Below are 12,788 nucleotides of genomic sequence, written 5' to 3' on the forward strand. Positions count from 1 at the left end.
TTGCCAATATGCTGATTCATTATCCAGTTTTGAAGGAATAACATATACAAAAACTCTCCTTGATCGATATAGGGAGAGTTTTTTTACTATATCGGAAAGCTTAGACGCCCAAGATTTCAACCCGATATGCAGGAAAACCTTGCCTGAAAGATGAATCTTTCTAGGTCTTTCACTCGTCTTATTGAGAGGACCAGATTGTAGTAAACATGCTGTATATCGTTTTCAAGTATCACGCAATGGGTAGAATAAGATGGAATACATAGATAGCAGTGATATAATAGGTGAAGACCATTCCCAAGATACTCCTTTGCAAATAATAAAAGAATAATGAAGATACCTTGCCAACATGCATCTAATTGGTTATATTTGTAAAGTGCTTGGGAATAGACAGCGAAGGAGAGTAGAAATGAAAAGGATATTGATCTTTTCCGCCTCCATTGGTAATGGTCATAATCAAGCTGCGCGTGCTATTCAGGAAGAGCTAAGCAACCTGGGGTACGCCTCAATGATAATTGACACCCTAGAATATATAAGTCCTACCTTTCACAAGATCTTATTGGAGGGTTTCACCAGTTTATTAAAGCTATCACCAAGTGTCTGGGGTAAGATCTATCACAACACAGAAAAAACAAGAGTGTTTGATATGAATGTGATATTCAACAAGATGCTGGCTAATAATTTAAAGAAGTTGATTGCCAGTGTTGAACCCGATGGTTTTATTGCTACCCACCCTTTTGCCAGTTGCATGTTATCAATATTAAAAGGGCGGAATAATTGGAAAGAACCGATTTATACGGTAATAACCGATTATACGATTCATCCATCTTGGGTTAATCATCATATCACAAATTATTTTATTGCCAGCGATCAGCTTTTTTATTTGGTTGATTTGTATAAACAAGATCATCAAAAATTTATTCCAACTGGAATTCCTATCATGCAAAAGTATCGTCAAGAATTAGATAGGGAAGCTTTGTTAGAAAAATTTCAAATAAAGCCGGAGCAAAAGGTACTTCTTTTATCAGGTGGAGGATTGGGACTAGGGCCCATGGAGAGAGTTTTGGAAGGGCTTGACGGGATAAAACAACCGCTCAAGATATTTGTCTTAACAGGCATAAATGAAAAATTATATCGTAACGTAAATAGTCATACATACTCCCAAGAGGTTGTAGCTCGTAAATATATCGACAACTTCCATGAATACTTGGAAGTTTCCGACGCAATTGTGAGTAAGTCAGGTGGTTTGACTACAGCAGAGGTAATGAGTAAACAGGTACCCATGATAATCTTTAATCCGTTACCAGGACAAGAAGAGAGAAACAGCCACTTTTTGTTGAATAATAGTTGTGCAATTCACGCCACAGAGAGCCAAGATTTGATATACTCAATTGAGCAACTGTTATCTGATGACCATATGGCTCAGCAAATGCAGGAGAATGCAGGAAGGATAGCAAAACCTTATGCAGCTCTTGAAATAGCCCTATATATAAAGAAGGCTATGGAATCAGAAAATGAGTATACCAACTAGATTTTGGGGTGATGGAGTGAGTATTCAGCACGCAGTCATTTTTGACATGGATGGAACTTTACTACAATCAGAGACACTAGCTGTTCCTAGTTTTCGTGGTGCATTAAAGGATTTGAAAGAAATGGGTTTATATGAGGGAGATCTACCTACGGACCGACAAATTACGGAAACACTAGGAATGATCGCTGAAGAAATCTGGCCTAAACTCATACCAGGTTCAGATGAGAAAACCCATGAAATTGCGACACAATTGCTATCAAAACACGAAGAACACCTGGTTTCAGAGGGGTGTGTACATTTATATCCTGGAGTAATCGAGCAGATTACTGCTTTGCACGAGGCTGGGAATGCATTATTTGTTGCTTCGAATGCACAAGAGGGATATGTAGAATGGATCTGTGATTACTTTTCTATCACGCACTTATTTACTGACCTTTATTCAGCAGGTCGCTTCCAAACCAAATCCAAGGTGGATCTGGTGGCACATTTAATTAAAACCTACAATGTCCAAGACGGTGTAATGGTAGGTGACCGAAAGTCGGACATTGAAGCTGGTAAAAAGAATGGTCTAAAAACCATTGGTTGTGATTTTGGATTTGCACATCCAGGAGAATTGGACGGGGCACATATAAAAATAAAAAGTTTTGCTGAAATAACTAACCATATAGCATATGAAAAAGTCACCTAATAGGTGGCTTTTTCGTTTAAGTAAGGGGATTTTTGAACAAAATAAAAAGAGTATGGAGAAAGGGTTGAAATGCACATAAAAACTTCTTATAATTAAAGTCAAAGATAGTCAAAGTCAAATATGATGGGGTGACATCTTACTATCACACACCATATTTTAGGCAAGGAGGTGACACTTTGCGTAATATATCGGACATCATTGAACAACATTTGAAGCGAGTAATCCAGGAAAGCGCGAATGGAGCTATCGAGATTCAGCGCAGTGAACTTGCCGATAAATTTCAATGTGTACCCTCGCAGATCAACTATGTCATTAATACCCGCTTTTCAATAGAAAAAGGGTACGTTGTAGAAAGTAAAAGAGGCGGCGGTGGCTTTATTCGGATTCGTAAAGCACAGATCCTGTGTAAGAATACCTATCAGGAAGTTTTGACTGAAGAACTGATTGGTACTAGTATTACGCAACCAACTGCTGATTCCATTGTGGAACGATTATTAGAGGAGAGCTTATTGACTCAGCGTGAAGCTACTCTGATAAAAATTGCAACCTCAAGACAGGTTCTTTTTGTAGATACCCCGTTACGAGAACAACTTCGTGCCAATATCTTAAAGCATATGATTATTTCTATTTTAATAAGATAAAAGTCGAGCCTTTGTGAACGGTAAGAAAAACTTCTATCGAAGTCCTTTCGAAGAAGCTGGTTCTTCCTTAGAGGATGTTTTTCATGCATATCAGGATGAGAAGCTCCGCAGTTTATACTTTCTGAAACAGTTAAAAACTGTGAAACAATCCTTCGGGATAGGAGGGTTCTTTATGAATTGCGAAGAATGCGGTACAAGACCTGCTACTCTACATGTTACTAAGATTATTAATGGTGAAAAGACTGAAACCCATTTTTGTGAGCAATGTGCCAAAGATAAAGGGCAGTTCATTTCAGGTCTAGGTAATTTCGGTATTAATAACTTATTGGCGGGATTACTTAATTTTGATCCGATGACCAAAGGGGTAAATAACCCCCAGTTACAACAATCCACTTTTTCACCGGCTACCCGCTGTGAGACATGTGGACTAACCTATGCTCAATTTAGTAAAAGTGGCAGATTTGGCTGTAGTGATTGTTATACTCACTTTGGTGAAAAACTGGACCCACTGTTCAGACGTATCCATGGAAATACCCATCACATGGGTAAGGTACCGGAACGAACAGGTGGTCAAATAAAGGTGAAAAAAGAACTGCAACAACTAAAAATGGCGTTGCAACAGCATATTGCCACCGAAGAGTTTGAGAAGGCAGCAGAGATTCGCGACCGGATTCGCGCTCTGGAGCAAAAAATCGAACAATCTAAGTAAGTATGGTGGAGGTGAAAAAGCAGATGTCTCTACAGCGTTTTGTTGAACATCCCTGGACCCACTGGATGAAAGGGGAGGGACCTGATTCAGATATTGTAATCAGTACGCGGTTGCGTATAGCTCGTAACCTGCGTCATCATCCTTTTCCATTACTAGCGACTGACTCACAGGCTGAAGAGGTTGTGCGTAAAGTGGAAGAGGTGAATCAATCTGCTTCCATGAAGAAAAAAGGTCAGTTTGAACTTTTGCGGATGGAAGAACTGCAGCCTTTGGAGAAAAAAGTTCTAGTCGAAAAACATTTGATCAGTCCTAACCTTGCAGAGGAATCGCGCAAAGGCGCGGTCATCCTTAGTGAAGATGAAGCGATCAGTGTACTGATTAATGAAGAAGATCATTTGCGCATTCAGGTATTTCTACCAGGCTTTCAATTAAAAGAGGCTTGGGATATCGGAAGTAAAATTGATGACGTGTTTGAGAAACAATTAAATTATGCTTTTGATGAAAAACGAGGGTATCTGACAAGTTGTCCAACAAATGTAGGAACAGGGATTAGATCTTCCATCATGCTGCATCTTCCCGCTTTGGTCATGACTCAACAGATCAACCGAATTTTACAAGCAACAACACAGGTGGGTCTTGTCGTAAGAGGCTTGTATGGTGAGGGAAGCGAAGCCGTTGGTAACCTGTTTCAGCTATCCAATCAGGTAACGCTGGGTATGTCTGAGGGAGATATTATTACTAACCTGTATAGTGTAGCTAGCCAAATCATCGTGCAAGAACGGGAAGCACGTGAATACCTGCGAGAGCATAATCAAATTTCACTGGAAGATCGCATTTATCGATCTTACGGGATTCTGACTCATGCAAGAACAATTGAATCAAAAGAGGCTGCACAACGCTTATCCGATGTGCGTCTTGGAATAGATTTAGGGTATTTCCCTACTTGTAATCCATTTGTCGTAAATGAATTACTGGTTAGTACCCAACCAGGGTTTTTACAATATGATGCAGGACAGAAGCTGACTGTGGATCAACGAGACGAACGACGCGCTCGTGTCATCAGAGAGCGCTTAATATCACCATCAGAAATAAGCTAGTTCAAATAAAAAGAGAAAAAGTAACGGAGGTGCTAGAATTATGATGTTTGGTCGTTTTACAGAGCGAGCTCAAAAAGTTTTGGCTTTAGCCTTAGAGGAAGCAATTCGTCTGGGACATAAAGATATTGGAACAGAACACGTGCTTCTTGGTCTTGTGCGCGAAGGAGAGGGCATTGCCGCAAAGGCTTTGCAAGCATTGGGACTAGGGCTGGATAAAATCCAGAGCGAAGTAGAATCGCTGATTGGGCGTGCCCCCGAACAGCCGTCCCAACCGGGTAACTACACACCTAATTACACCCCACGTGCTAAAAAAGTAATTGAACTATCCATGGATGAGGCTCGTAAACTAGGTCATACCTACGTAGGTACTGAACATATTCTTCTTGGTTTGATCCGTGAAGGCGAAGGAATTGCTGCACGTATCATGAATAATTTGGGTGTCAGCTTGAACAAGGCACGTCAACAAGTGCTACAACTGTTAGGTAGCTCTGAAATGATGTCGTCTCATCAGCCTTCAGGAGGCAACCCATCTGCTAGTACACCGACACTGGACAGTCTAGCACGCGATCTGACAGCGATTGCCAAAGAGGGCAGCCTAGACCCTGTGATCGGTCGTCAAAAAGAGATTGAGCGTGTTGTGCAGGTGCTAAGCCGTCGTACGAAAAACAATCCAGTGCTTATTGGTGAGCCGGGAGTTGGTAAGACAGCGATTGCAGAAGGTCTCGCCCAAAAAATCATTCACAACGAAATTCCAGAAACCCTTCGCGATAAGCGGGTTATGACTCTTGATATGGGTACCGTAGTAGCTGGTACCAAATATCGTGGTGAGTTCGAGGATCGTTTGAAAAAAATCATGGATGAGATCCGCCAAGCGGGTAATATCATCTTGTTTATTGATGAATTGCATACATTGATTGGTGCCGGTGGCGCAGAAGGAGCGATTGATGCTTCGAATATCTTGAAGCCAGCTCTTTCTCGTGGTGAATTACAGTGCGTAGGTGCCACTACATTGGATGAGTATCGCAAATATATTGAAAAAGATGCAGCATTGGAACGTCGCTTCCAGCCAATTCGAGTTGACGAGCCAAACGTGGAGGATGCTATTAAGATCCTGAGTGGTCTACGTGATCGCTATGAAGCTCACCACCGTGTAAAAATTACAGATGAAGCAATTGATCAGGCAGTACGCTTGTCTGACCGTTACATCACAGACCGCTTCTTGCCGGATAAGGCAATTGACCTGATTGATGAAGCTGCATCTAAAGTACGCCTGCAATCTTTTACTGTACCACCTAATCTGAAGGAAATGGAAACCCGTCTAGAAGAGGTACGTAAAGAGAAAGATGCTGCCGTTCAATCCCAGGAGTTCGAAGAAGCAGCTGCTCTTCGTGATCAAGAGCAGAAGCTACGTGAAGAACTGGAATCTACCAAGAAAGATTGGAAAGAGCGTCAAGGCAAATTGAACATGGAAGTAACACCGGACGATATTGCTCATGTTGTAGAAAACTGGACAGGTATTCCGGTTGTAAAATTAAAAGAAGAAGAAACAGCAAGACTTCTAAAAATGGAAGACATTCTGCATAATCGTGTCATTGGTCAGGATGACGCAGTTAAATCTGTCGCTCGTGCCGTACGACGCGCACGTGCAGGGCTAAAAGATCCGAAACGTCCAATTGGTTCATTCATTTTCCTTGGCCCAACAGGGGTAGGTAAAACAGAACTGGCACGTGCCGTAGCTGAAACGCTGTTTGGAGACGAGGATGCGATGATTCGCGTCGACATGTCTGAATACATGGAGAAACACTCCACAGCTCGTTTGGTTGGTGCGCCTCCAGGATATGTAGGATTTGATGAGGGTGGTCAGTTAACAGAGAAAGTTCGTCGTAAACCATACTCTGTTATCCTGCTAGATGAGATTGAGAAAGCCCATCCAGATGTATTTAATATCCTTTTACAAGTATTGGATGATGGACGCTTAACTGATTCCAAAGGCCGTACTGTTGACTTCCGCAATACGGTAGTAATCATGACCTCTAACGTAGGGGCAAACATGATTAAAAAGAATTCTACTCTTGGATTTACTGCTAATGATTCCGAGAAAAAATATCAGGACATGAAGGACAAAGTAATGGATGAGCTGAAAAAGAGCTTCCGTCCAGAATTCCTGAATCGTATTGACGAAGTAATCGTGTTCCACTCTCTAGAACAAGAGCACATCGAACAAATCGTAACGCTCATGACAGAAGATCTGCGTAAGCGTCTGATGGAACAGGAAATTACGTTCAACTTGAGTGAAGAAGCGAAGAAAATTCTTGCTAAAGAAGGTTTTGACCCAGCGTACGGTGCCCGTCCACTTCGTCGCGCTATCCAGCGTAATATCGAAGACCGCTTGTCGGAGGAACTCCTAAAAGGTGAGATTGCTAAAGGAGATACCGTAGATATTGACGTGGAAGATGAAAAGATGATTGTTAAGAAGAGAGAAAAGGCTACAAAGTAAAAACATGATAAATAAGAATACATCCCCGAATGAAATCGTTCGGGGATCTATTTTTTCTGCATGATTAGGAGAGTATTGCATATATGTAATCTGATACAGTTATGGTTTAGATGTTTAATAGTTCAAGAAACCCCATTACCATCAGCCAAGAAAAAGAGCAGGATATACACCTTTCTTTCTCGAACAGAGTGTAGGAATAAATTGTAGATACGGGAGTATGTTATATGTCAAAAGTAAAAACCAAATTTGCTTGTCAGGATTGCGGATATGAAAGTCCAAAGTGGATGGGTAAATGCCCAGGGTGCAATAACTGGAACACGATGGTGGAAGAAATCTCTTTTAAACAAACAAGTGGCAGGGAAAGGGGTATGCCAGTTAAACAGACTGCGCAACCTATTACGGAAGTAGTTAGCGATGAAGAACCCCGTCTTAATACAACCATGGCAGAATTGAATCGAGTACTGGGGGGCGGATTGGTACTTGGTTCGCTTGTTTTGGTTGGTGGCGATCCGGGGATCGGTAAATCTACTCTACTATTGCAGACCTCCTTTGCTCTGGCTCATCAGAAAAATAAAGTGTTGTACATTTCAGGCGAAGAATCAGTCAAACAAATTAAAATGAGGGCGGATCGCTTAGGTGCACAAACGCCTGAATTATTAGTGGTAACGGAAACCGATTTATTGCAGATAGAGGAGCAGATTGATTTTGTGACACCTGAAGTTGTCATCATTGATTCCATTCAAACCATCTTTCATCCCGATGTTACCTCAGCAGCTGGCAGTGTCGCTCAGGTAAGGGAATGTACAGGTCATCTCATGCGCCTAGCCAAAACAAAAGGGATTGCTATTTTTATTGTCGGACATGTTACGAAGGAAGGGGCAATTGCTGGTCCACGCATGTTGGAACATATGGTGGATGCAGTACTCTATTTCGAAGGTGATCGACATAACACCTTCCGAATTCTTCGGGCAGTGAAAAACCGATTTGGTTCAACCAATGAGATAGGTATTTTTGAAATGAAGGAAAAAGGACTTGAGGAAGTTTCTAATCCATCGGAGCTATTCTTAGCGGAGAGACCTATGGGGGTTGCTGGTTCTACCGTTGTTGCCAGTATGGAGGGAACAAGACCAGTTTTGGTTGAGTTACAGGCATTAGTATCACCCACTAGCTTTGTGACACCACGCCGGATGGCGACAGGAGTGGATCACCAGCGGGTAGCGATGATAATGGCAGTGTTGGAGAAGCGCATAGGACTCATGCTTCAAAATCAAGATGCCTATGTGAATGTTGCTGGTGGTGTACGTCTGGATGAACCAGCTGTAGATTTGGCAATTGCCATTAGTATTGCCAGCAGCTTTCGAGATCAGGCAACGAACCCATATGACGTCGTAATTGGTGAAATTGGTCTTACAGGTGAAGTAAGAGGAGTATCTCGTATGGAACAACGTATCAAGGAAGCTGAAAAACTGGGCTTCAAGCGATTGATCGTACCAGAGCGGAGCCTGAGAGGTCTAGAATTACCGACTACCATTAAAGTCATTGGCGTAAATAATGTGGAGGAAGCATTGCATGAAGCGTTAAGGGGGTAATGTATTTCGTATGCTGGAAGAGTTGCGCTTTATTGCCCCAGGCACACCTTTTCGGGAGGGCTTGGAAAATGTGTTGCGTGCAAAAACGGGAGCTTTACTTGTGGTAGGTTGCGGTCCACAAATGAAAAACATCATAGATGGGGGATTTTTTATTAATTGTGATTTCACGCCTGCCCATCTTTATGAACTGGCTAAAATGGACGGGGCAATTATTGTCAGTGAAGATGCAAAACGAATTTTGTACGCAAATGCTCAATTGTTGCCAAGCGGCTCTGTTCCTTCTAATGAGACAGGAACTAGGCATCGCACAGCCGACCGGACAGCGAGACAGACTAATCATCTGGTAATTGCCATCTCTCAGCGGCGGAATCTGATTACCCTTTTTCGAGGATCACAGCGATATGTGTTAAAGGATATTTCCGTTATCTTTTCCAAAGCAAATCAAGCCCTTCAAACCTTAGAACGATATAAGCTAGTGTTGGAACAAGCATTGACCAATTTAAGCGCACTTGAGTTTGAGCAACTGGTGACAATCCAAGAAATTGTTACAATTATGCAACGCTTAGAGATGGTTATTCGTATTAAGATTGAGATGAAAAAATATATTCTTGAATTAGGTACTGAGGGAAGACTCATCAGCATGCAGCTGGAAGAGCTGGTAGCTAACATAGAACATGAGGCTGAGATGCTAATTCTTGACTACTCTAAGGAGGAGAAGGTCGAAACCAAACGTATTCTTACAGAGATGAGCAAATTGACACCGGAAGAATTGTTGGAACCAGGCGTTTTCCTCAGGTTATTAGGTTTTAGCATTACACAGAAAATGTCCGATGAAGCGGTACTAACTAGAGGATACCGGATTTTAAGTAAAATATCTCGATTGCCTAACAGTGTGGTTACTAACCTTGTTTCTCACTTTGGTTATTTGCATCATATAATGTTGGCAACTATAGAGGAACTGGATGATGTAGAAGGGATTGGCGAGATTAGAGCGCGTGCTGTTAAGGACGGACTTAGAAGAATCCAGGAGCAAGTGTTCATTGACAGGCACATTTAGTTCCACTAGTATTAAGGGATCATGCGACACTTTTCAAAAAGTTATAAAAGTATAAATATCCCCTTTTTTCTACTTAATAAGTGGAATTGAACCATGTGTAGAAATAGAACAGCGTGGGATGATAATACGGAGGTAGACTATGATTGTAAAAGCATTGCCAAACTTGCTGACGCTTGGCAATCTGTTTCTGGGCATAGTTGCAATGGTTTTGGCGTTTAGTGACATGGTTGACCTTGCAGCGATTACGGTAATTGTTGCAATGCTGCTAGATGGTTTGGATGGGCGAGTAGCTCGCATGCTGAACGCACAAAGTGAATTTGGTAAAGAATTGGACTCATTATCAGATGTTATATCTTTCGGAGTTGCACCTGCATTTATCATGTACGTAGTAGCATTACAAGAAATGAGCTTCTTGGGGATCCTCATTACAGGGATGTTCCCGATCTGTGGAGCGCTTCGTCTAGCGCGATTTAATGTTCAGGCTGGAGTACCCGGCTATTTCATCGGTCTGCCTATTACGGCAGCAGGTGGTGTACTAGCAACATTAGCTTTGTTCCATGAGGTATTCCCGACTATTGTTCTTAGTTTATGTATGCTGATGCTGGCTTATCTAATGGTATCAAAAGTGAAGTATCCGAACTTCAAAAAAGTAGGGATTCCGAAATCAGCTTACTGGATTATTCCAATTATAGTAGTTGGCGCTATCATCATTGCTGTACTGTTCCCAAGTATGATCTCTAAGCTGGTGTTTGTACCACTAGCTCTCTATGCACTATATGGGATAAAAAAAAACGTTGAATATTATATAAGAAAATCAAAAAAGAAAGATGTTCCAGAAGAAGAGCACCACACCATGTAAACATGCTTGGCTTGTAGTGACTGATAAGAAAAATTTCTATCGAAGTTTTTTGAAGAAGCTGGTTCTTCATTAGCAGATGTTTTTCTTGCGTATAAGAAAGTGAAGCCCAGAAGTTTACACTTTACTTATACAGGTAAAAAACCTCCGATCTCACTGTAAATGAGAGATTGGAGGTTTTTTTTATGCAAATAGTATTTGTTACTATCTGTTGGGGAGTAGTAATTCAAAAATAAATGTCACTACTTTGAACCACAATCACCTGAAACTTTCATTGCTTATTGTACGTAGTACTAATAGATATGGCACGTGTCATTTTAGTTACGAGAGGTTAAAAACACCAAGGGTTTGCAAACGGTCGGCTTCATCTTTTACTACTTGAGATAGAGAGATGTCAGTTACATTACATAAAGCTGCGAGATAAAACAGATTTTTACCTAGCTCTGCTGTAAGAATTTCGCGACAAGGTTCACATAGGTGTCCAGAAAAGTGAGTGTCAAGATGTGGTTGATTCTCATGGAGTGAGCTGGCCGGATCATACGTCTGCTTGTGAGCAGTGATTTCGACACAACCACATTCGGTTACTGCTTTGGTTAGTGCGCGGTTGGTACGTGCCGTAGCTTCCTGATTTTTTGACATAATATCAAGCACGCTTCTATGTCGAATCAGCAGTTGTGATACTTGAGTCTGAAACTCATCAAGAGCATGTTTTGACATTGAAATTCACCTCTATTCTGGGATGAAGGCTGAGTCAGAAAATTCAATCCTCTGTTTATGGTTATTATAAGAAGACCTTATTCTTCATGTCAAACAGATTCGTTACATTCTAGAATTATTTCAAGGTAGCATCTATTTATCATATTGACTGCTTGGACCAAATTGTGTTAAAATTTCCGACCAATTTGACACCTAAAAAATTATTTTGTTATAGTGAGGGATAAGTAACATGAATAATTTCAATCTGCTAATCTGCGGGGGATCAGGTTTTATTGCCAGATCTTCTGTCTATATTAATAAGAGGAGGTGACCCTATGTTAAAGCGTATTTGCAAATTCTTTATTGTCATTTTGGGTGGTGGACTTGGATATCAATTTGGACCAGCCTTTTTTGCCTTTTTACACGAATTGCTCAATTTTGGATCGGTTCCACAGTCTGCTTACATCGGGGCTGCAATAGGAGCTTTTCTGTTTTACTTCTTGTCTAATATTGTGGTTGATTCACTGGTAAATGTACTTCGTTGGGCGGAAGAAAGACTGCTTAACCTGCCTATCACGGATGTCATGTTCGGAGCTTTAGGGCTGATTATTGGACTCATAGTTGCATTTTTATTATACCTTCCCATGAATAGTATTCCGATTCCGGTTCTGAATGATCTTCTACCACTGTTTGTATCTGGTCTGCTAGGATATATGGGGTTTCAGGTTGGTTTCCGCAAAAGGGATGAGATTATGTCCCTCTTTTCCATTGGTCGAAAAGAAAAGGCCAAAAAAGAAACTGGTGGCATTGGGGCTAATGTAGAGCATAAGATCCTTGATACGAGTGTTATTATCGATGGACGTATTGCTGATATTTGTCGCACTGGTTTTATTGAAGGGGCACTGGTTATTCCGGGCTTTGTTCTGGAAGAACTTCAACATATTGCGGACTCTTCTGATGTGTTAAAACGTAACCGTGGACGCAGAGGATTAGATATTTTGAACAGTATTCAAAAAGAGTTGAAAGTAAATGTGCAAATCTATGAAGGCGATTTTGAGGATATTGCCGAAGTGGATAGTAAACTAATTAAACTGGCTAAGGTTCTTAACGGAAAAGTAGTTACGAATGACTTTAACCTGAATAAGGTTTGCGAGTTACAAGGAGTTTCTGTTTTAAACATTAATGACTTGGCAAATGCCGTAAAACCTGTAGTATTACCAGGGGAAGAATTACATGTTCAAGTGATTAAAGATGGAAAAGAATACGGACAGGGCGTAGCCTATTTAGATGATGGTACCATGATCGTAGTTGAAGGCGGTCGCGATTTTATTGGTCTAGACATAGATGTTCTGGTAACCAGTGTATTGCAGACGTCTGCTGGTCGAATGATTTTTGCTAAACCGAAAATGCTAGAAAAGGCATTGTAGATG

11 protein-coding genes are annotated in these 12,788 nt (G+C 41.2%); 10 read left to right on the forward strand and 1 reads right to left on the reverse strand.

The genetic code is table 11. The annotated features are described in order from the left end of the window. Nucleotides 1-406 precede the first annotated feature (406 nt). The 9 genes from LM917_RS21480 to pssA all read left to right on the forward strand — a co-directional run bounded on the left by LM917_RS21480 (nt 407) and on the right by pssA (nt 10,665). Entirely contained in the window at nt 407-1,528 is a 1,122-nt protein-coding gene (locus tag LM917_RS21480) for an MGDG synthase family glycosyltransferase (RefSeq protein WP_232699760.1), read from the forward strand. Nucleotides 1,529-1,544: 16 nt separating this feature from the next. Next, on the forward strand, nt 1,545-2,216 hold the full coding sequence (locus LM917_RS21485) for an HAD family hydrolase (protein WP_232699761.1): 672 nt from the start codon (nt 1,545-1,547) through the stop codon (nt 2,214-2,216). A 176-nt stretch (nt 2,217-2,392) separates the two neighbouring features. Continuing rightward, on the forward strand, nt 2,393-2,857 hold the full coding sequence (locus LM917_RS21490) for a CtsR family transcriptional regulator (protein WP_232699762.1): 465 nt from the start codon (nt 2,393-2,395) through the stop codon (nt 2,855-2,857). Between the two features lie 172 nt (nt 2,858-3,029). After that, the gene (gene mcsA / locus LM917_RS21495; RefSeq protein ID WP_232699763.1) at nt 3,030-3,566 is read left to right on the forward strand and encodes a protein-arginine kinase activator protein McsA; all 537 of its coding nucleotides are present in this window, start codon (nt 3,030-3,032) and stop codon (nt 3,564-3,566) included. Between the two features lie 23 nt (nt 3,567-3,589). Continuing rightward, a complete protein-coding gene (mcsB, locus tag LM917_RS21500; protein WP_232699764.1) occupies nt 3,590-4,663 on the forward strand; it encodes a protein-arginine kinase McsB in 1,074 nt (357 codons plus the stop codon). 40 nt (nt 4,664-4,703) lie between these two features. Further along, nucleotides 4,704-7,160: an ATP-dependent Clp protease ATP-binding subunit gene (locus LM917_RS21505; protein WP_232699765.1), complete on the forward strand. Its 2,457-nt coding sequence runs from the start codon at nt 4,704-4,706 to the stop codon at nt 7,158-7,160. 224 nt (nt 7,161-7,384) lie between these two features. Then, the gene (gene radA / locus LM917_RS21510; RefSeq protein ID WP_232699766.1) at nt 7,385-8,749 is read left to right on the forward strand and encodes a DNA repair protein RadA; all 1,365 of its coding nucleotides are present in this window, start codon (nt 7,385-7,387) and stop codon (nt 8,747-8,749) included. 10 nt (nt 8,750-8,759) lie between these two features. Continuing rightward, nucleotides 8,760-9,806, forward strand: coding sequence for a DNA integrity scanning diadenylate cyclase DisA (gene disA / locus LM917_RS21515; protein WP_232699767.1), 1,047 nt, complete (start codon nt 8,760-8,762; stop codon nt 9,804-9,806). Between the two features lie 139 nt (nt 9,807-9,945). After that, on the forward strand, nt 9,946-10,665 hold the full coding sequence (gene pssA, locus LM917_RS21520) for a CDP-diacylglycerol--serine O-phosphatidyltransferase (protein WP_232699768.1): 720 nt from the start codon (nt 9,946-9,948) through the stop codon (nt 10,663-10,665). Nucleotides 10,666-10,983: 318 nt separating this feature from the next. On the opposite strand, the gene LM917_RS21525 is transcribed toward pssA, so the two are convergent. Next, entirely contained in the window at nt 10,984-11,379 is a 396-nt protein-coding gene (locus LM917_RS21525) for a nucleoside triphosphate pyrophosphohydrolase family protein (protein WP_232699769.1), read from the reverse strand. A 314-nt stretch (nt 11,380-11,693) separates the two neighbouring features. Here LM917_RS21525 and LM917_RS21530 point away from each other — a divergent pair, with 314 nt between their 5' ends. Beyond that, on the forward strand, nt 11,694-12,785 hold the full coding sequence (locus LM917_RS21530) for a PIN/TRAM domain-containing protein (protein WP_232699770.1): 1,092 nt from the start codon (nt 11,694-11,696) through the stop codon (nt 12,783-12,785). Nucleotides 12,786-12,788: the final 3 nt, after the last annotated feature.

It is taken from the genome of Brevibacillus daliensis (genome assembly GCF_021245735.1).
GTDB lineage: Bacteria > Bacillota > Bacilli > Brevibacillales > Brevibacillaceae > Brevibacillus_B > Brevibacillus_B daliensis.

Bases quoted from the DNA above. Each gene is read 5' to 3' on its own strand.
- LM917_RS21480 (WP_232699760.1), top strand. From the start codon at position 407: ATGAAAAGGATATTGATCTTTTCCGCCTCCATTGGTAATGGTCATAAT.
- mcsA (WP_232699763.1), top strand. From the start codon at position 3,030: ATGAATTGCGAAGAATGCGGTACAAGACCTGCTACTCTACATGTTACT.
- mcsB (WP_232699764.1), top strand. From the start codon at position 3,590: ATGTCTCTACAGCGTTTTGTTGAACATCCCTGGACCCACTGGATGAAA.
- LM917_RS21505 (WP_232699765.1), top strand. From the start codon at position 4,704: ATGATGTTTGGTCGTTTTACAGAGCGAGCTCAAAAAGTTTTGGCTTTA.
- radA (WP_232699766.1), top strand. From the start codon at position 7,385: ATGTCAAAAGTAAAAACCAAATTTGCTTGTCAGGATTGCGGATATGAA.
- disA (WP_232699767.1), top strand. From the start codon at position 8,760: ATGCTGGAAGAGTTGCGCTTTATTGCCCCAGGCACACCTTTTCGGGAG.
- pssA (WP_232699768.1), top strand. From the start codon at position 9,946: ATGATTGTAAAAGCATTGCCAAACTTGCTGACGCTTGGCAATCTGTTT.
- LM917_RS21525 (WP_232699769.1), bottom strand. From the start codon at position 11,379: ATGTCAAAACATGCTCTTGATGAGTTTCAGACTCAAGTATCACAACTG.
- LM917_RS21530 (WP_232699770.1), top strand. From the start codon at position 11,694: ATGTTAAAGCGTATTTGCAAATTCTTTATTGTCATTTTGGGTGGTGGA.